The organism is Polaromonas eurypsychrophila, from assembly GCF_014641715.1.
GTDB classification, from domain to species: domain Bacteria; phylum Pseudomonadota; class Gammaproteobacteria; order Burkholderiales; family Burkholderiaceae_C; genus Polaromonas; species Polaromonas eurypsychrophila.
The window spans coordinates 108,540-125,148 of the sequence record NZ_BMIG01000003.1 but is presented as its reverse complement, the minus strand read 5'-3'; the positions used below and the strand labels follow the sequence as shown (position 1 = coordinate 125,148).

Sequence of the window (16,609 nt, the reverse complement as noted above, 5' to 3'; positions counted from 1 at the left end):
AGTTCTGCCTGAGCATGCCTGCAGTGGCTTGAACCCGCATTGTGCGGGATATTTGTTATAAAAATGATAGCTGCTTGCGCCGGATAGATAAGGGCTGGAGCCTGATTTGATGCTTGGCTGCGCGCTCATCGGACGCTGGCTGTACCGGGCTTCAATGCGCCTGTGCATCCTGGCCGTAGTGGCTTTCGGCCAGTTCCCGCGTCAGCTGCACGACAAAACGGCTCAGCCGGGTCGCCGGCCGGGCCCTGGGAACCGCCAGTACCAGGCGGTTGCGGATCACCGGCGCATAAATCGCGGCAATGGATGGTGGCGCGCCGTGGGTCCATTCGCGCAGTGAGCTGGCCGGCAGCACCGTGGCCGCCACGCCGCGCGCCACCAGCGACAGCACGGTCTGGATCGAGTCGACCTCGGCCACCACCTTCAGCGTCAGGCCTTTGGGCTGGGCTTCCTTTTCCAGCAACTGGCGCAGCGCGTTGGGCCGGCTTGGCAGGACCAGCGGAAGGGCAGCGACTTCGGCCAGACGCATGCGCGTTGGCAGAAGGGTGGTGGCCATGAGCACCAGCGGCTCACGCACCAGGGTTTCCATGTGCAGCAGCGGCGAGGCGGGCGGGTCAAACAGCACGGCGACGTCGAGCCGGCCGGCGACCAGCCATTCGCGCAGGCGAATGCTCAGGCCTTCGGCGACGCTGATGGCGGCATCGGGAAACTCGCTGCGAAAACGCTGGACCATGTCCGCAGTCATCGCATGCGCCACGCGCGGCGGCAGGCCGATGGTGATGCGCCCGCTGGGTGTGAGCTCCCGTTCGCGCATGTCCACGCGGGCTTTTTCCGCCAGCTCGAAAATGCCGCGCGCGTGGACCAGCAGCGCCAGCCCGGCTTCGGTGGGCTCCACGCCGCGGCCGGTGCGTGTGAACAGGCGCTGGCCGGTCTCCTGCTCCAGCAGGGCGACCTGCTGGCTGAGCGCGGGCTGCGACATGTGCAGCGCCGCCGCGCCCTGGCTGAAGCTCCCGGCTTCTGCGACGGCGACAAAATATTCAAGGCGGCGCAGATCGATGGCGGGCTCCGGATTGTCAGGGCAGAAGTTTAGTCCAATGGTTTATTAAATAACTGATATTGATAAAAGTGTTGGATAAAAACGGGTGTTCCCGACCAGAATAGGCGCATGTCCCAAGCTGTTTTGACTTACATGCGCAAGCCGTCCACACCCAGGCTGCACTTGCCGCCCGGCGCCTGCGATGCCCATGTGCATGTGTTTGGCCCGGCTGCGGCGTTTCCCTTCTCCCCCGACAGTGCCCTCGCGCCGGCTGATGCGTCCAAGGAAACGCTTTTTGCGTTGCACCGGAAATTGGGCATCACACGCTGCGTGATCGTGCAGTCGCTGGTGCATGGTTTTGCCAACGGCGTGGTCGAGGACGCGATACGCGCAGGCGGTGGACGTTACCTCGGCGTGGCGCTGGTTCCGCACACCGTCAGCGATGCCGAGCTGCATCGCTTGCAGGCGGCCGGCTTTCGCGGCGTGCGGTTCAATTTCATGAAGCATCTGGGGCAGGGCGCCACACCGGCGCAGGTGGTCGCGCTGACGCAGCGCCTCGCGCCTCTGGGCTTGCACCTGCAGGTGCATTTCGAAAGCAGCCTGATTCATGAACTTGCGCCGGTGCTCAAACAGTCGGCCGTGCCGGTGGTGATCGACCACATCGCGCGGGTCGATGCGACGCTCGGCGAGAACCATGCTGATTTCCGTGCGTTGTGCACGCTTCTTGAAGACCCCCGCTTTCATGTCAAGGTCAGCGGGGTGGACCGCGTGTCTCCGGGTGCCCCGTATGCCGAGGGTGTGGCGCTGGCGCGCCACCTCCTGCAGGAGTTTCCGGAACAATGCTTCTGGGGCACCGACTGGCCGCATCCCAATCACCACCATGTCCCTGACGACGGGCAGCTGGTGGACTTGCTGGCGTTGATCGCGCCGACCTTGCCGGCCCTCGAGGCATTGCTGGTGCGCAACCCGCAGCGGTTTTACAGGTTTGAGGCATGAGCGGCGCGGCTGTAGCCGGACGCCTTCAAGGTCAGGTGGCGCTGGTCACGGGGGCCGGCTCGGTAGGCCCGGGCTGGGGCAATGGGCGCGCCATTGCCGTGCGTTTTGCGCAGGAAGGCGCACGCCTGTTCGCGGTGGACCGCGACCTTGAACGCTTGCAGGAAACCGTGCGCCTGGTCGAAGAGGCCGGCGGCGAGATCACCACCGCGAGCTGCGATGTCACGCAACTCGATGCGGTGGCTGCAGTGGTAGCCCAGTGTCTGGAGCGTTTTGGGCGCATCGACGTGCTGGTCAACAACGTGGGCGGCTCAGCGGCGGGCGGGCCGGTCGAGCTGAGCGAGGAAGCCTGGCAAGCCCAGATGGACCACAATCTAAAAAGCGTCTTCTTGACCTGCAAACATGTGTTGCCGGGCATGGAACGTCAGGGTAGCGGGGCGATCGTCAACATTGCGTCCACTTCCGGCACGCGCTGGACTGGCGCGGCCCAGGTGGCCTACGCTTCGGCCAAGGCTGGCGTGATCCAGTTTTCCCGCGTGGTGGCGGTTCAGTATGCCAAGGCCGGCATACGCGTCAACACCGTGGTTCCGGGCCAGCTCTATACCCCCATGGTTGATGTGCGGCTGGCTAAACAGCGCACCGGCGGTGACGTGAGCGCGCTGCTGGCGCAGCGGCAATCGCGTATTCCGCTGCCCTTCATGGGCGACGGTCGCGACACCGCCAACGCGGCACTTTTTCTGGCTTCCGGGGAAGCCCGCTTCATCACTGGCACCGAGCTGGTGGTTGATGGGGGTATGTCTGTTCGTTGCGATTGATCAATAGAAGGAAAATGACTATGAGACAAAAAACTTTTCAGCGCCGGTCCGCTCTCGCTCTTCTGACCGCTACAGTGCTGGGTGTCGGTCTGCCGGCTTTGGCCCAGGGAAAAATAACCCGGATCGTGGTGGCGTTTCCGTCCGGTGGGCCCGTGGATTTTGTAGCGCGCGCCATTGGCGAGCAGCTCGGCAAGGAGCTGGGCCACCAGGTCATCGTGGAAAACAAGGCAGGCGCCAATGGCGCGATTGCGGCGGAATATGTGGCGCGCTCGGCGCCCGACGGTCAGACCCTGTGGCTGACCAGCGTGGGCGCGGTGGCCATCAATCCGCCGTTGTACGACAAGTTGCCGTACGACCCGGTGCGTGATCTTGCGCCGGTATCGCTGGTCGTCAACAACGTCGAACTGCTGGTGGTTAATGCCACCAACCCAGCCAACACCGGTGCCGAGTTCGTCGCCAATGCCCGACAGCAATCCAAAGGTGCGACCATGGCCTCGTCGGGCATAGGCAGCGTGCCGCACTTGGCAATGGAACTGCTGGCCGACGCCACCCAGGCCAAACTGCTGCATGTACCCTACAAAGGCGCGGCACCTGCCATCACGGACGTGGTTGCCGGCCATGTGGATGGTTTCTTCGGCGACATTCCCGGTCTCATTGGTTTCGTCAAGGCCGGCAAGCTCAAGCCGATTGGCATCGCGGCCGCCAAGCGTCATCCCCTGCTGCCTGAAGTCAAGACTTTCGACGAGATGGGTATCAAGGGCGTGGACTCCGACAACTGGTATGCCCTGTTTGCGAGCAAGGCCACCCCGGCTGCCGACATCGAGCGTCTGAATGGCGCGGTGCGGCGCACTCTGGGCAATGAGGCTGTCGCAGCCAAGCTGATGGCGTCGGGCGCCGTTCCCGCAGCGTCCAGTCCGGTCGAGCTGGCCACCCTGCTCAGGAACGACACCGCCAAATGGGCCCGCGTGATCAAGGCCAAGAACATCAAGCCCGAGTGAGAACTTGGCACCGCTCCACAACGCCCGATTGCGCTCATGAGAATTGACCCTGTCCTTCCCGGCAGCCGCCCAGAACTGGCCACACTGGAAGCAGTCATTGCGGCAGAGCGCGGCCGCGTCTCGCCGCTGTACCAGGTGCTGCTCAACAGCCCTGCCATGGCACAAGGCTGGGAGCAGTTGTTAAGCGCTGTGCGCAATCGCAGCAGCCTGGCGGCGGATCTGCGCGAAATGGTAATTTTGCGTGTGGCAGTGCTGAACCGGGCGCTCTACGAGTTCGATGCGCATGTTCCGCATGCGCTGAAAGCCGGTGTCCGCGAGGAAAAAATTGCGGCACTGCGCGAGTTGGCAATAGACCCCATTTTTTCCGGTATCGAGTGCAAGGTCTTGCTGCTCACCGACGCCATGACCCGGGACATCGATGTGCCGGCGCCCTTGTTCGAATCGGTCCAGGCCGGTTTGACTGCGCAGGCCATGATTGACCTGACCGTCACCATCGCGGCCTATAACATGGTGTCGCGGTTTCTGGTGGCCATGCGGATCGGGCATTGACGATGGCTGTTCCAACCGACGTTGTGCTGGTGCAGGCGGCCGTGCCGTCTCAGGTGGTGGCCGACATGATGTGTTCCGGTGTCTGGCTGGCCGGTTTTCCATGCCTGGCTGGTGCACAGTTGCATCCCGTCTGGTCGGGCACTTCTCAGATGTTGTACCTATCCATCGCGTTGCCGGAACCGCGGCCGGTGAACAGAGCCAACCTGGCTGAATTGGAATCGGCCTTTCAGCGCAACTTTCCTTCGGCCTCCGGCGTTCGTACATCGCGCCTGTCGCGCATGTTTGACATCCTTGGGGCGTCCAGCGGCGAGTTGCCTGCTTTCCACTACGTGGTGGAGACTGATCCCGAGACTGGCTGGGCTGAAGAAATTGCCCGCTGGTACGACAACGAACACATGCCCGGGCTTGCGGCGGTGCCGGGCTGTGTGCGTGCCAGCCGCTACCTCAACCATGACCACGGCCCGCTGTCATATGCCTGTTATGACTTGGTGACCCAAGAGACGCTGGGCTGCGATGCGTGGCTCGCGGTCCGCAACACCGACTGGAGCAGCCAGATGCGGCCGCACTTCACCAACACGCGGCGCACCATGTTTTCTTTGGCCGGTCGCCTTCTGGACTTGCGCCAGCCATCAAAGTAGGGGCTTCGTAGCAAAGGTTGGCAACGCTTTGTGGAGACTGGCGTGACGGTGGTACAGCACGTTCATGGCTGGCTTCAGTAACTGGAATGCCCGCGAGTTTGGGTGCCAGCCAAAGCGCGGCGAAGGAGGGCGTGGTGGTGACCGCCACTGATCCCCTGTCGACCGCCAGCAGGCGGTTCCAGCCGAGGCCAGTTGCGCCAGCGATACGCGGGCCTTCGCATAAACCTCGCGCCCTTGCCGTGTCAGGCTCAGCCCCTTGCCACTGCGCAGGAACAGCGCCGTGCCCAGCGCGTCTTCCGGGGATTTGATTTGTTTGCAGACCGCCGACTGCGTGATGCACAGCTCCTCGGCTGCGGCGGTGAAGCTCAGCTGCCGCCGTCGATGACAAACAGGTCGAAATCAAAATTTTGCATAAAAGGGTCTGTTGGTGCGGAACAGAAGGTTGCAGCATGCCTGTAGCGACTTGAACCTGTGCGGCGCGGAGACTTCAGTACAAAAAGGATAGCTGAAGGCGACCGCCACATCAGGGCGTGGGGCTGTTTTGCTGTCAAGGCAGAGGCGCGACCGGCCGGGCGGGCAAACACCGTTTGTTTTCGGCAGAAAAAGCCCCAGACTGGGCATGTGACACCGCGTCGCGTTTGCAAGCCATCTTTCCATGACTTCTGTTTCTGCCTCCTCCCCTGCATTGGCCGTCGAAGTCGATTCGTTCAGTAAGGTCCTGCTTGTCGGTGGCTTGGGGGTGGCCCTGGATTTTCTGAACACGCGCACGGGTTACCGCTTCACCTTTATCTACAAGTGCGAACTCCCCCATGCCCGGCGTGTCATGGTTCATGACCGTGAATTGCTGTACATCCCCAGTCGCGACCTGGTGCCGGTGACGCAAACGTTTTTTGAATTCATGTTGATCGAGCCGGTTTTCGTCACCGCCGATGGTCTGGTGGACGAACGCTGCTGTGTGCATCCCGGCCGCAAACATTTCCGCGGCTTTTGCGGCATCCAGCTGTTTCACTCTGATGGAAGGCATTTTGGCTGGCTGGCCCACGCTAATCCGGGCCCGGTGCCTGTGCCCACTGGAGAGGTCGAATTTCTTCATCTCGTTGCGCCCGTTCTGATGCAGGTCCTGGAGACGATGGTGCCGGACAAAGGCTGACATGCCGGGTCAGTCAGGCTCTTGGAGCCGAAACTCCCGCAGTTCATGTCGAATCCAGTCGATGAAAACCCGGGCGCGCATGGGAAGCAGGCGCGCATGGGGATAGACCACACTGATGGGGCGGGGCGGCGGCTCAAAATTTTCCAGGATGATGCGCAGCTGTTTGCTTTTCACGAAGGGCGCGACCTGATACGAAAAAAAGCTGCCGGGACCGATGCCGGCGGCGCAGGCGGCCACTGCGGGTGCATTCTGGTTGAATTCCAGATTGCCGCTCACCGCCAGCCGCAGTGGGCGGCCACGGACGTTGAAGGATCCCCAGGTCGGTGCATGGTCGGTGACACGCACGCAGTTGGCCTTGAGCAGGTCCCTGGGATGGCTTGGCGTGCCGTGGCGCCGCAGCCAGGCCGGGCTGGCCACCACGACGTGACGGATATGCCTCACGGGTTGCGAAATCAGGGAGGAATCATGGAGTTCGCTGATGCGGATGCCCACATCGATGCCTTCTTCAAGCAGGTTGACCACGCGGTCCGCCAGCACCATGCTGCAACGCGAGTCGCCGGACCCCCGCCGCCTGCTGCTGCACGCACAGCCACTGGCGGGTGACCCGCTGCAAAGCACGCTGACGGACGGCGCGCCCTTGGACATGTTGGGCATTGAGCCGCATACACGACGGCGCAACCGGATGAACGGGGTGGTGCAGGGCGTGACGCAGACGGGATTTCAGGTGTGCGTGAGCCAGAGTTTTGGCAATTGCCCCAAATACATCCAGGCTCGCCAGCCGGTGTATGTGAGTGGTCAGCAGCCGCACAAGCCTCTCCTTCATGACTCCGCCGGGCTTGATGGGGCGGCGCGGCGCCTGGTGGAGGCAGCCGACACCGTGTTCATCGCCACCGCCTATGCTGGTGACAGCGTGCAGGCCGGGCAGGCCGGCGGCGTGGATGTCTCGCACCGCGGCGGCAAGCCAGGCTTTGTGCGGGTCGATGCCGACAACACTCTCACCATGCCGGACTTCCTCGGCAACTTATTCTTCAACACCCTGGGCAACATGGCCGTCAATCCCCGTGCCGGCCTGCTGTTCATCGACTTCGCCAATGGCGATTTGCTCTACCTGGCGGCAAGCGCCGAGATCGTGTGGGACGGACCCGAGCAGGAAGCTTTCGACGGTGCGCAGCGCCTGCTGCGTCTCAGGGTGCAGACGGTCAGGCGGCTGCATGCCGCGCTGCCTTTGCGTTGGGGCGCGGCGGAACCCTCCCCGGCACTGGACGCAACCGGCGTCTGGCAGTAGGTCGTCACTTATTGAGTCGCTTCAGCCCATGGCTTCCCGCGCAAATTCGTGCTCCAGCCAGGCGCGAAATTTCTGGACTGCCGGCCGCTGCGCGCTGTGGACCGAGGTCACGATGCGGTAACCCAGGCCCGCCACCGTATGGCCGGGCAGGACGACTTTCAGCTGGCCGCTGCCCAGCAGCGGCAGCACCAGAGGCGTGCGCCCTATCGCGATGCCAGCGCCTTGCACGGCAGCGGTCAGCACGTGTTCGTACTGCGAAAAATACAGGCATGGCTGCCGGGCCGACTGCTTGAGGCCGAGCCGCTGGTACCAGGCTGTCCACGACATCCAGGAAAAGCGGGTGGCCGGATCGTGATACACCAGCAGCGGCGTGTGCAGAATGTCGGCGTCGCAGTGGATGCGCGCCGCGATGGCCGGCGCGGCGACCAGCAAGGCTTGCTCCTGCAGCAGGGGCGGAGGGCCTTCGCTGTCGGGCAACACAGGGCTCAGCCGCACGGCTAGGTCCATGCCTTCGCGCTCCAGGTTTACGCGCGCCTCCGAGGCGTCCACGCGCACGTCAATGGCGGGCTCGAGCAGCTGGAATTTCGCAAGCTTGGGCGCCAGCCACAGCGCGACGAATGAGGGTGTGGTGGTGACGGCCACCGACGCCCGGTCGACCGCCAGCAGGCGGTCCACGGCCGAAGCCAACTGCGTGAGAGCCGCTCGGGCGGTCTCATAAAGCTCGCGACCCTGCGGCGTGAGACTCAGCCCCTTGCCGCGCGCAGAAACAGCGCCGTTCCCAGCGCCTCTTCCAGGTTTTTGATCTGTTTGCTGACCGCTGACTGCGTGATGCACAGCTCCTCGGCCGCTGCCGTAAAGCTCAGGTGCCGCGCCGCCGATTCAAAGCCGCGTATCGCGTCCAGCGACATGGCGCGCAGCGCATGGGAAGAAGAAGGACTCAGCATGGCATGAATGGCAGGAATACCCCGGATGACAAACCATCCGGCCGCGCGGGCCGGTACGAGGGAAGAATCAAACCACACTTTTTAAGGAGACCACAATGCTTGCCCCGCTAACCCTTCAAGCCCCGCTGACGCTCGGGCACATCCCGAAACCCCTGCGTCTGCGGCGCGGTCAGGTCCTGACCTGCACCGGCGGTTGCCTCTGGATCACCAGCGATGCGCTTGCCGGACGCGGCCCGGACAGCGACGTCGTGCTGCACAGCGGCCAGTCCTTTGTCACGCCGCAAGCCGCGACCTACTTTGTCAGCGCCCCGCTCGGTTGCGGCGTCCTGTCATTTTCATCCCCCGCTACCTTTGCCCGAAACTCCCTGGAGGCAACATGCTGATAGAAACCGAGCGCCATGGCCAACATGTGGTGCTCACCCTGAATCGCCCCGACAAACTCAATGCGCTGAGTTATGAACTGATAGACGAGCTCATGGACAGACTCAATGCCCTGGAGCGCGACGACGGCGTGCGTTGCCTCGTGCTGACGGGGCAGGGCGACAAGGCCTTCAGCGCGGGCGCCGACATCGCAGGCTTTGCGCCGGACGTCGCCGCATCGCCCGAGGCCGCATACCGCAACTTCGTCCTGCGCGGCCAGGCCATGACGCGGCGCATCGAGAGTTACCCGAAACCCATCATCGCGGGTGTCAACGGCATCGCTTTCGGCGGCGGCTGCGAAATCATGGAGGCTTGCAGTCTGGCGATTGCGGCGGAACACGCGACTTTTGCCAAGCCAGAAATCCGGCTCGGTTTTCCGCCGCCATTTGGCGGCACGCAGCGCCTGCCGCGCCACATCGGGCGCAAGCGCGCCAACGAGATGATCCTGACCGGCGACGCCATCAGCGCCGAGGAAGCCCTGCTGATCGGGCTGGTCAACCATGTGGTGCCGGCCCATGAACTGCTGCCAGCCTGTCTGCAGATGGCCGACAGCATCGCCAAAAACTCCGCCGTGGCCGTGACGGCCGCCTTACGCGCCGTGACGCGCGGGCTCAATGCGTCCATCGACGAGGGCCTGGCCATCGAGGCGGCGCAGTTCATGGTTGCGGTGGCTTCACCGGATGCGCGTGAGGGCACTGCCGCCTTCCTGGAAAAGCGCCGGCCGGTGTTCTGCCACCAGTGAGGGCAGCGCCTGTCTTAGCCCGGGGCGCCGGCGCCGCTGCGCGCACGCCGGTAGTGGCTGGCCCATTCGATGCTGGCCACACAAATGGCCAGCCAGGCCGTGCCTGAGGCAAAGCCGGCCAGCACATCGGTGGCAAAGTGAACCTGAAGAAAAATCCGGCTGCAGCCCACGCTGAAGGCCGTGGCGGTGGCCAGCAGCACCAGCGGCAGGCTCGCGCGCCAGGCCAGCGCCGTCGGCAGGCTGCGTATCAGCACATAGGCCAGCATGCCGTAGAGCACCACCGAGCCGGAACTGTGCCCGCTCGGAAAGCTCCAGCCCTCGGCCTGGATCAGGCCGCTCTCATGCAGCGGCCGGGTTCGGGCAAACAGCGCCTTGAGCGTGGTGTTGAGAAGGGCATTTCCGCTCACCGCCAGCACCCAGGCCAGCGCCAGCCAGCGCCGCCCGCGCAGCAGCAGTGCGGCGGCCACCACGATGCACACCACGCTCAGCGTCGCGGTGTCACCGAGCCGGGTGATCCAGGCAAAGGCCTGCAGCGCCCAGGCGGCGGTGTGTTCACGCACCGCATCGGAAAATAGCTGGTCGAGCTGGCCGGCGCGCTCACCGTCCCCCAGCTCCTCGGCGATCCCGGCAAACAGGGCCGCGCCGCCGACCAGCACCGCAAAACCTGTGGCCAGGCGGATCATTAAATAAGCGCCGGGGCTCAGGGTGCGGGTGTCGCGCGGCAGCGCATACCGCTGCGCCAGCCACCACAGCGTGGCCGTCAGCGGCAGCAGCATGGCCAGCAGCAACGCAAACAGCAGCAGGGCGTGGACGCCAAGGCTTTGGACCAGGGCGGCGGGAAAGTCGTTGTCAGGCATAAAGTTGGTGGGAGGCGACGGGCAAAAGGTGCCGTCTGCCCATGGCACCAAGCTTAAAGCCTGCGCGTGCGGCCTGCCCCGGCGGGCGTTCTACAAGGCTGGTTGAAAGCCCGTAGCTATGAATATGATAGCTGCTTGCGCTGTCTGAATATGGGCTGGAGATCAATTGTGCTTGTAGCGGAGTCGGGACGCTGCGGCCCGCTGCCGACGCTGCGCAAGGTCTCCCGGCAGCCATTGGAGCGGCGAAAAACCCTCAGCGCCGATAATCGACCCATGACTTCTTCCCCTTCGACTTCCGCCGCAGCAAGTACTGATTTCAGTTCACTGCCGCTCAACCCTGCGATGCAGGCCAATCTGCAGACCCTCGGTTACCTCGCCATGACGCCGATCCAGGCGGCCAGCCTGCCGCTGGCGCTGGCTGGCAAAGACCTGATTGCGCAGGCCAAAACCGGCAGCGGCAAAACGGCCGCCTTTGCGATTCCACTTCTGGCCAACCTTAATGCGCGGCGTTTTGCGGTTCAGGCCATGGTGCTCTGCCCGACACGCGAACTGGCGGACCAGGTCGCCACCGAGATCCGGCGCCTCGCGCGGGCCGAGGAAAACGTCAAAGTGGTCGTGCTGTGCGGCGGCGTGCCGCTGCGCAATCAGACCGCCAGCCTGGAAAACGGCGCCCACATCGTGGTCGGCACGCCCGGCCGCATCATGGACCACCTGGCCCGCGGCCACCTGACACTGGAAGCCATGAACACCCTGGTGCTCGACGAGGCCGACCGCATGCTGGATATGGGCTTTTTCGAGGACATCGTTACCGTCGCCAAACAGTGCCCGAAAGAGCGCCAGACCCTGCTGTTCTCTGCAACCTACCCGGAAGGCATCGCCAAACTGAGCCAGCAGTTCATGAAGGCGCCGCAAACCATCAGGGTAGAGGCCCAGCACGAAAAAACCAAAATCCAGCAACGCTGGTACCAGGTGCCCGACAGCGACCATGACGAGGCCCGACTCGGCGCGGTGGCCCAGGTGCTGCGTCACTTCCGCCCGGCCAGCACGCTGGCGTTTTGCAACACCAAGTCGCAGTGCCGTGCGCTCGTGGCTTATTTGAAGGAACAGGGCTTTAGCGCGCTGGCGCTGTTCGGCGAGTTGGAGCAGCGCGAGCGCGATCAGGTGCTGGTGCAGTTTGCCAACCGCAGTTGTTCGGTGCTGGTGGCCACCGACGTGGCGGCGCGTGGCCTGGACATCGCGCAACTCGCGATGGTCATCAACGTGGACGTGACGCCGGATGCCGAGGTGCACATCCACCGCATCGGCCGCACCGGCCGTGCCGACGAAGAAGGCTGGGCCATCAGCTTGGCCAGCATGGACGAGATGGGGTACGTCGGAAAAATCGAGGTGCTGCAAAAAACCGAATCCGAATGGTACAAGCTGGGCGAACTCACCTCGGCCAGCAACGAGCCGCTGCTGCCGCCCATGGTGACCCTGCAGATCGTCGGCGGCCGCAAGGAAAAAATCCGCGCAGGCGACGTGTTGGGCGCCTTGACCGGTGATGCCGGCAACATCCCGCCCTTCACGCGAGAACAGGTCGGCAAGATCAATGTCAACGAGTTCTCGACCTATGTGGCGGTGGACCGCGCGCTGGCCAGCCAGGCGCAGCTAAAACTCGCCAATGGCGGCGTCAAGGGCAAAAGTATCAAAGTGCGCTTCATGGATGAGGTCTGAGCCGTCTGGCATCAAATTGTGCTCCAGCCCATGATGGACGGGCATAAACAGCTATAAAAACAGGAGCGGTACACGGATTGCCGCTCTGCTGTAGGCGGATGTGCTGCGCTTGCGTCAGGCGCGGTGGCGGCTTGGCATGAGGCGCTGGCGCGACTTGCCGGCGCGGTCATTTTCTTTCCTCACAATCAACCGTCGCGGGTGACGCCCGGCCTTGGACGCTGCTGCGGCCTTCGCCCCTCATTCTTTTTCCATTTGCAGCCTGCGCCCGCCGGCTGAAGCCCCCCCTTCAGGAAGCACCCCATGGTCAGGCTCAAATTTTCAATAGAACTCGCTTACCAGGTGGCCGACGCCGGCTGTGACTTTGTGTTCAACATTCATGCGGCGCAGACGCGTCAGCAGGTCGTGGTGTATGAGACGCTGGGCATCAGCCAGGTGTTGCAGCCCGACATCTACACCGATGCCGTCAGCCACAACCGCTACCTGCGCTTTCACGCTGCGCCCGGCCCGCTGACGGTGAGCTACGCGGCCACGGTCGATGTGCACCACTACCGTGAGTTGCCCGACAACCTGTCCGAGATTGGCGTGCTGCATTTGCCCGGCCAGGTGTTGCCTTACCTCTACCCCAGCCGTTATTGCCAGTCTGACCGGTTGCACCGGCTGGCGGTCAAGGAATTCGGACACCTGCGCCAGGGCTACAGCCGGGTGCAGGCGATCCGCGACTGGGTTAATCAGCGTGTGACCTTCACCCCCAACAGCTCGACCGGCACCACCACAGCGGTGGATACGCTGATCGACGAGGCTGGCGTCTGCCGCGATTTCGCGCATCTGATGATTGCGCTGTGCCGGGCGGTCAACATCCCGGCGCGTTTTGTCAGCGGCATTGACTACGGCGCCGACCCGGCCCTGGGGCCGACCGACTTTCACGCCTATGTGGAGGTGTATGTGGGCCACCGCTGGTATCTGTTCGATCCCTCGGGTACGGCGATTCCCATGGGGTTTGTGCGTTTTGCCACAGGCCGCGATGCCGCGTCTGCTGCGTTTGCCACGATGTTTGGCGGTGTCAGTTCTTCAGCGCCGGTGATCAGCATCGAGGCGTTACCCGATGACAACGGCAACCTGGTTCTGCCTGAACATCTTGCCGAAGCCTTGTCCACCGCCGGCCTGGAAGATTAGACCTCCACCTTCGCTCACTGATCTTCCGTTTTCCCCGAGCTTGTAGAAGAATGCCCCCCCGGGGGAGCCGTGCTTGCTTGGGCGGTCCTGCTGCGTCCCGCGATCAATTTACTGTTGTCGTTGCAGCGCGCCGGCGCCGCTCCAGATACGCCTGCACCTCGCCGACCACACCCTTGCGGAAGGCCAGCACGCAAATCACAAAAATAACGCCGATGATGACGGTGACCCAGGAGCCGACCTTGTCAGCCAAAAGATTTTGCAGCGAGATCACGATGCCGGCGCCGAATACCGGGCCAAAGAAGGTGCCGACGCCGCCCAGCAGCGTCATCAGGATCACCTCACCCGACATTGACCAATGTGCGTCGGACAGCGTGGCAAAACCCATGACCAGGGTTTTCAGCGAGCCGGCCAGACCAGCCAGTGCGCTGGAGAGCACAAAAGCGAGCAGCTTGTAGCGGTCCACCTGATAGCCCAACGAAATCGCACGGGGTTCGTTTTCGCGGATCATCTTGAGGACCTGGCCAAAAGGCGACCGCACGATGCGCGAGATAAAGAGAAAGCAGGCAACGAACACTGCCACCACCAGGTAATACATGGCGGTGTCCGACTCCAGCGAGATCAAGCCGAACAGCGCACCGCGCGGCACGCCCTGCAAGCCGTCTTCACCGCCGGTAAAGGGCGCCTGCAGGCAGACGAAATACACCATCTGTGCAATGGCCAGCGTGATCATGGCGAAGTAGATGCCCTGGCGCCGGATGGCGACCGCGCCGACCAGCAGCCCGATCAAGCCGGAAGCAATCACACCGGCTGCAATGCCGAGTTCGGGGGTCCAGCCCTGGGATTTGATGAACCAGCCCGTTACATAGGCAGCTGAGCCGAAAAACGCAGCGTGGCCAAAAGACAGCAGGCCGGTGAAGCCGAGCAGCAGGTTGAAAGCGGCCGCAAAAATGGCGAAACACAGCAGCTTCATCACGAACACCGGGTAAAGCCCGATCATGGGAGCTACCAGCGCCAGGGCGAGCAGGGCGATGTAAGTGATGCGAATGAGTTTGGCGGCTTTGGACATCGGAGTTTGGTGGATAGTAGGAGCGGTGGCTGTGCTCATGGCTCAGGCCTCCTTGCCGAACAGACCCGCAGGCCGGAACATCAGCACAATGACCATGATGACGAACACCACGATGTTCGACGCTTCCGGATAAAACACCCGCGTCAGCCCTTCGACAATGCCCAGGCCGAGGCCCGTCACGATGGAACCCATGATGGAGCCCATGCCGCCGATCACCACCACGGCGAACACCACGATGATCAGGTTGGAGCCCATCAACGGGTTGACTTGGATGATAGGCGCGGCCAGCACGCCAGCCAGCGCAGCCAGCGCAGCGCCGGCGCCGTAAGTCAGCATCACCATCATGGGCACGTTGATGCCGAAGGCCTGAACCAGGGCGGCGTTTTCGGTGCCGGCCCGCAGATAGGCGCCCAGGCGCGTGCGCTCGATCAGGTACCAAGTGCCCAGGCAGACCACCAGCGAGACCAGCACCACCCAAGCGCGGTAGTTCGGCAGGATCATGAAGCCCAGGTTGGTTGCACCCGAGAGCAGTTCCGGCACGTTGTAGGACTGGCCGGATGCGCCATAAATTTCGCGGAATACGCCCTCGAAAATCAGCGCCAGGCCAAAGGTCAACAGCAGGCCGTACAGCGGGTCCAGCTTGTACAGATGCTTGAGGAAAAGCCGCTCGATGACCACACCGAGGGCGCCCACCGTCAGCGGCGCCAGAATCAGCGCCGCCCAGTAATTGATGCCGAACTTGTCGAGCATGATCCAGGCGGCAAACGCACCCAGCATATACAGTGCGCCGTGCGCAAAATTCACAACGCCCAACAGACCGAAGATCACGGCCAGCCCGAGGCTGAGCATGGCGTAAAACGCACCATTGACCAGGCCCAGCAGCAGCTGGCCCAGAAATGCTTGATGGGGAATACCGAAAATTTCCATGGAAGCCCGTCAGTTCACACAACAACAATACATCACAACAGGAAAGTGAAAAGTGGCCGGTCGCGCATGCGGGCGGCCACTTCCGGACTCAGATTACTTTTTGATCAGCGCGCACTTGGACTCGGCGACCGTGGTGAAAGCCTGGTCGCCGGGAACCTTGGCGACCATCTTGTAGTAGTCCCATGGCGTGGTCGACTCCTTGGGCGACTTGACCTGGTACAGGTACATGTCGTGAATCATGCGGCCGTCGGCGCGGATCTGGCCCTTGTTGTAGAAGTCGTCGATCTTCATGCCTTTGAGGGTAGCCATGACCTTGTCACCGTCGGTTGTGCCGGCAGTTTGCACGGCCTTGAGGTAGTTCGTCGCGGCCGAGTAGTCGGCAGCATGCAGGCTGGAAGGCATGCGCTTGTATTTTTCGAAGAAGCGTTTGGCGAACTTGCGGGAAGCGTCGTCCTGGTTCCAGTACCAGCTGTCGGCCAGTTGCAGGCCTTCCGTGTTGGACAGGCCCAGGCTGTGCACGTCGTTAATGAAAACCAGCAGACCGGCGACCTTCATGGTTTTGTTGATGCCGAATTCCTTGGCCGCCTTCATGGCGTTGGTGAAGTCGCCGCCGGCGTTGGCCAGACCCAGCATCTGTGCCTTGGAGGTTTGTGCCTGCAAAAGGAAGGACGAAAAATCCGAAGCGTTGAGTGGGTGGCGCACGGTGCCGGCCACTGTGCCGCCATTGGCCTTGACCACGGTTGAGGCATCGGCTTCGAGCGAATGGCCGAAAGCGTAGTCAGCCGTCAGGAAAAACCAGTTCTTGGCACCAGCTTTCACCAGTGCACCGCCCGCCACCTTGGCCAGCGCCACGGTGTCGTAAGCGTAGTGCACGGTGTAGGGAGAGCAGGCCTCATTGGTCAGGCGAGCTGAGCCGGGGCCAATGGCGATGAATGGGCGTTTCTTTTCCTCGGCGACCTTGGCCATGGCCAGTGCCGTGCCCGAATTGGTGCCGCCGATGAGCATGGACAGGTTGTCCTTGTCCATCCACTCGCGGGCCTTGGAGCTGGCCACGTCGGCCTTGTTCTGGTGGTCAGCGCTCAGCACTTCGATCGGACGATTCAGCACTTTGCCGCCAAAATCCTGTGCTGCCCATCTGATCATTTCGGCGCCGGCCGGGCCGTCGATGTCGGCATACAGGCTGGACATGTCGGTGATGAAGCCGATCTTCACCGGGCCGGTGTTCTGGGCGGATGCGGCAGCGCCGAATCCGATGGCCAGTGCGGCGACGAGGGTCTTGAGTTTCATGGGGTCTCCTTGGGTTGTG

20 protein-coding genes are annotated in these 16,609 nt (G+C 63.0%); 11 read left to right on the top strand and 9 right to left on the bottom strand.

Translation table 11 applies throughout. The annotated features are described in order from the left end of the window. Positions 1–151 precede the first annotated feature (151 nt). Positions 152–1,054 (bottom strand): LysR substrate-binding domain-containing protein, encoded by a 903-nt coding sequence (locus IEX16_RS05495; protein WP_188707565.1) that lies wholly within the window; start codon positions 1,052–1,054, stop codon positions 152–154. 108 nt (positions 1,055–1,162) lie between these two features. Between IEX16_RS05495 and IEX16_RS05490 the strand changes: the two genes are divergently transcribed. From IEX16_RS05490 to IEX16_RS05470, 5 genes are read left to right on the top strand one after another with little or no spacing between them, the layout of a single operon-like run. After that, entirely contained in the window at positions 1,163–2,029 is an 867-nt protein-coding gene (locus IEX16_RS05490) for an amidohydrolase family protein (RefSeq protein WP_188707345.1), read from the top strand. Further along, positions 2,026–2,841: an SDR family NAD(P)-dependent oxidoreductase gene (locus tag IEX16_RS05485; protein ID WP_188707344.1), complete on the top strand. Its 816-nt coding sequence runs from the start codon at positions 2,026–2,028 to the stop codon at positions 2,839–2,841. The genes IEX16_RS05490 and IEX16_RS05485 overlap by 4 nt, the downstream gene beginning before the upstream one ends. A 14-nt stretch (positions 2,842–2,855) precedes the next feature. Continuing rightward, positions 2,856–3,839: a Bug family tripartite tricarboxylate transporter substrate binding protein gene (locus IEX16_RS05480; protein WP_373288280.1), complete on the top strand. Its 984-nt coding sequence runs from the start codon at positions 2,856–2,858 to the stop codon at positions 3,837–3,839. Between the two features lie 36 nt (positions 3,840–3,875). Continuing rightward, positions 3,876–4,388, top strand: coding sequence for a carboxymuconolactone decarboxylase family protein (locus IEX16_RS05475; RefSeq protein ID WP_188707342.1), 513 nt, complete (start codon positions 3,876–3,878; stop codon positions 4,386–4,388). A gap of 2 nt (positions 4,389–4,390) precedes the next feature. Continuing rightward, on the top strand, positions 4,391–5,026 hold the full coding sequence (locus IEX16_RS05470) for a hypothetical protein (protein WP_188707341.1): 636 nt from the start codon (positions 4,391–4,393) through the stop codon (positions 5,024–5,026). Here the strand turns inward: IEX16_RS05470 and IEX16_RS20290 are convergent. After that, entirely contained in the window at positions 5,018–5,362 is a 345-nt protein-coding gene (locus IEX16_RS20290; RefSeq protein ID WP_308421327.1) for a LysR family transcriptional regulator, read from the bottom strand. The two genes, IEX16_RS05470 and IEX16_RS20290, sit on opposite strands and share 9 nt — an antisense overlap. Before the next feature lie 319 nt (positions 5,363–5,681). On the opposite strand from IEX16_RS20290, the gene IEX16_RS05460 reads away from it, so the two are divergent. Beyond that, positions 5,682–6,176, top strand: coding sequence for a hypothetical protein (locus IEX16_RS05460; protein ID WP_188707340.1), 495 nt, complete (start codon positions 5,682–5,684; stop codon positions 6,174–6,176). Positions 6,177–6,185: 9 nt separating this feature from the next. On the opposite strand, the gene IEX16_RS05455 is transcribed toward IEX16_RS05460, so the two are convergent. Further along, positions 6,186–6,716, bottom strand: coding sequence for a LysR substrate-binding domain-containing protein (locus tag IEX16_RS05455; RefSeq protein ID WP_229676203.1), 531 nt, complete (start codon positions 6,714–6,716; stop codon positions 6,186–6,188). Between IEX16_RS05455 and IEX16_RS05450 the strand changes: the two genes are divergently transcribed. Continuing rightward, positions 6,715–7,461: a pyridoxamine 5'-phosphate oxidase family protein gene (locus tag IEX16_RS05450; protein WP_188707580.1), complete on the top strand. Its 747-nt coding sequence runs from the start codon at positions 6,715–6,717 to the stop codon at positions 7,459–7,461. The two genes, IEX16_RS05455 and IEX16_RS05450, sit on opposite strands and share 2 nt — an antisense overlap. Positions 7,462–7,482: 21 nt before the next feature. On the opposite strand, the gene IEX16_RS05445 is transcribed toward IEX16_RS05450, so the two are convergent. Both IEX16_RS05445 and IEX16_RS19930 read right to left on the bottom strand, forming a co-directional pair. Further along, positions 7,483–8,136, bottom strand: coding sequence for a LysR substrate-binding domain-containing protein (locus IEX16_RS05445; RefSeq protein ID WP_229676202.1), 654 nt, complete (start codon positions 8,134–8,136; stop codon positions 7,483–7,485). Positions 8,137–8,204: 68 nt separating this feature from the next. Further along, positions 8,205–8,483, bottom strand: a complete 279-nt coding sequence (locus IEX16_RS19930; RefSeq protein ID WP_229676201.1) for a LysR family transcriptional regulator — start codon at positions 8,481–8,483, stop codon at positions 8,205–8,207. Positions 8,484–8,500: 17 nt separating this feature from the next. Between IEX16_RS19930 and IEX16_RS05440 the strand changes: the two genes are divergently transcribed. Continuing rightward, entirely contained in the window at positions 8,501–8,788 is a 288-nt protein-coding gene (locus tag IEX16_RS05440; protein WP_188707338.1) for a DUF2917 domain-containing protein, read from the top strand. Then, positions 8,782–9,567: a crotonase/enoyl-CoA hydratase family protein gene (locus IEX16_RS05435; protein ID WP_188707337.1), complete on the top strand. Its 786-nt coding sequence runs from the start codon at positions 8,782–8,784 to the stop codon at positions 9,565–9,567. The genes IEX16_RS05440 and IEX16_RS05435 overlap by 7 nt, the downstream gene beginning before the upstream one ends. Positions 9,568–9,581: 14 nt before the next feature. On the opposite strand, the gene IEX16_RS05430 is transcribed toward IEX16_RS05435, so the two are convergent. Further along, entirely contained in the window at positions 9,582–10,424 is an 843-nt protein-coding gene (locus tag IEX16_RS05430; protein ID WP_188707336.1) for a phosphatase PAP2 family protein, read from the bottom strand. A gap of 273 nt (positions 10,425–10,697) precedes the next feature. On the opposite strand from IEX16_RS05430, the gene dbpA reads away from it, so the two are divergent. Together dbpA and IEX16_RS05420 are read left to right on the top strand one after the other, a co-directional pair. Then, positions 10,698–12,137, top strand: a complete 1,440-nt coding sequence (gene dbpA / locus IEX16_RS05425; protein WP_188707335.1) for an ATP-dependent RNA helicase DbpA — start codon at positions 10,698–10,700, stop codon at positions 12,135–12,137. 300 nt (positions 12,138–12,437) lie between these two features. Continuing rightward, positions 12,438–13,310: a transglutaminase-like domain-containing protein gene (locus IEX16_RS05420; protein WP_188707334.1), complete on the top strand. Its 873-nt coding sequence runs from the start codon at positions 12,438–12,440 to the stop codon at positions 13,308–13,310. A gap of 103 nt (positions 13,311–13,413) precedes the next feature. Here IEX16_RS05420 and IEX16_RS05415 read toward each other — a convergent pair whose 3' ends face one another. The 3 genes from IEX16_RS05415 to IEX16_RS05405 all read right to left on the bottom strand — a co-directional run bounded on the left by IEX16_RS05415 (position 13,414) and on the right by IEX16_RS05405 (position 16,590). Continuing rightward, positions 13,414–14,376 (bottom strand): branched-chain amino acid ABC transporter permease, encoded by a 963-nt coding sequence (locus tag IEX16_RS05415; protein ID WP_188707564.1) that lies wholly within the window; start codon positions 14,374–14,376, stop codon positions 13,414–13,416. 42 nt (positions 14,377–14,418) lie between these two features. Continuing rightward, positions 14,419–15,303 carry a branched-chain amino acid ABC transporter permease gene (locus IEX16_RS05410; protein ID WP_188707333.1) on the bottom strand — a complete coding sequence of 295 codons (885 nt, stop codon included), beginning with the start codon at positions 15,301–15,303 and terminating at the stop codon, positions 14,419–14,421. Positions 15,304–15,396: 93 nt separating this feature from the next. Next, the gene (locus IEX16_RS05405; RefSeq protein WP_188707332.1) at positions 15,397–16,590 is read right to left on the bottom strand and encodes an ABC transporter substrate-binding protein; all 1,194 of its coding nucleotides are present in this window, start codon (positions 16,588–16,590) and stop codon (positions 15,397–15,399) included. Between the last annotated feature and the right edge of the window lie 19 nt (positions 16,591–16,609).

Coding starts and splice junctions, on each gene's coding strand:
- IEX16_RS05460 (WP_188707340.1), top strand. CDS start 5,682: ATGACTTCTGTTTCTGCCTCCTCCCCTGCATTGGCCGTCGAAGTCGAT.
- IEX16_RS05485 (WP_188707344.1), top strand. CDS start 2,026: ATGAGCGGCGCGGCTGTAGCCGGACGCCTTCAAGGTCAGGTGGCGCTG.
- IEX16_RS05430 (WP_188707336.1), bottom strand. CDS start 10,424: ATGCCTGACAACGACTTTCCCGCCGCCCTGGTCCAAAGCCTTGGCGTC.
- IEX16_RS05455 (WP_229676203.1), bottom strand. CDS start 6,716: ATGGTGCTGGCGGACCGCGTGGTCAACCTGCTTGAAGAAGGCATCGAT.
- IEX16_RS05415 (WP_188707564.1), bottom strand. CDS start 14,376: ATGTCCAAAGCCGCCAAACTCATTCGCATCACTTACATCGCCCTGCTC.
- IEX16_RS05440 (WP_188707338.1), top strand. CDS start 8,501: ATGCTTGCCCCGCTAACCCTTCAAGCCCCGCTGACGCTCGGGCACATC.
- IEX16_RS05410 (WP_188707333.1), bottom strand. CDS start 15,303: ATGGAAATTTTCGGTATTCCCCATCAAGCATTTCTGGGCCAGCTGCTG.
- IEX16_RS05490 (WP_188707345.1), top strand. CDS start 1,163: ATGTCCCAAGCTGTTTTGACTTACATGCGCAAGCCGTCCACACCCAGG.
- IEX16_RS05470 (WP_188707341.1), top strand. CDS start 4,391: ATGGCTGTTCCAACCGACGTTGTGCTGGTGCAGGCGGCCGTGCCGTCT.
- IEX16_RS05420 (WP_188707334.1), top strand. CDS start 12,438: ATGGTCAGGCTCAAATTTTCAATAGAACTCGCTTACCAGGTGGCCGAC.
- IEX16_RS05480 (WP_373288280.1), top strand. CDS start 2,856: ATGACTATGAGACAAAAAACTTTTCAGCGCCGGTCCGCTCTCGCTCTT.
- IEX16_RS05405 (WP_188707332.1), bottom strand. CDS start 16,590: ATGAAACTCAAGACCCTCGTCGCCGCACTGGCCATCGGATTCGGCGCT.
- IEX16_RS05475 (WP_188707342.1), top strand. CDS start 3,876: ATGAGAATTGACCCTGTCCTTCCCGGCAGCCGCCCAGAACTGGCCACA.
- IEX16_RS05450 (WP_188707580.1), top strand. CDS start 6,715: ATGCTGCAACGCGAGTCGCCGGACCCCCGCCGCCTGCTGCTGCACGCA.
- dbpA (WP_188707335.1), top strand. CDS start 10,698: ATGACTTCTTCCCCTTCGACTTCCGCCGCAGCAAGTACTGATTTCAGT.
- IEX16_RS05435 (WP_188707337.1), top strand. CDS start 8,782: ATGCTGATAGAAACCGAGCGCCATGGCCAACATGTGGTGCTCACCCTG.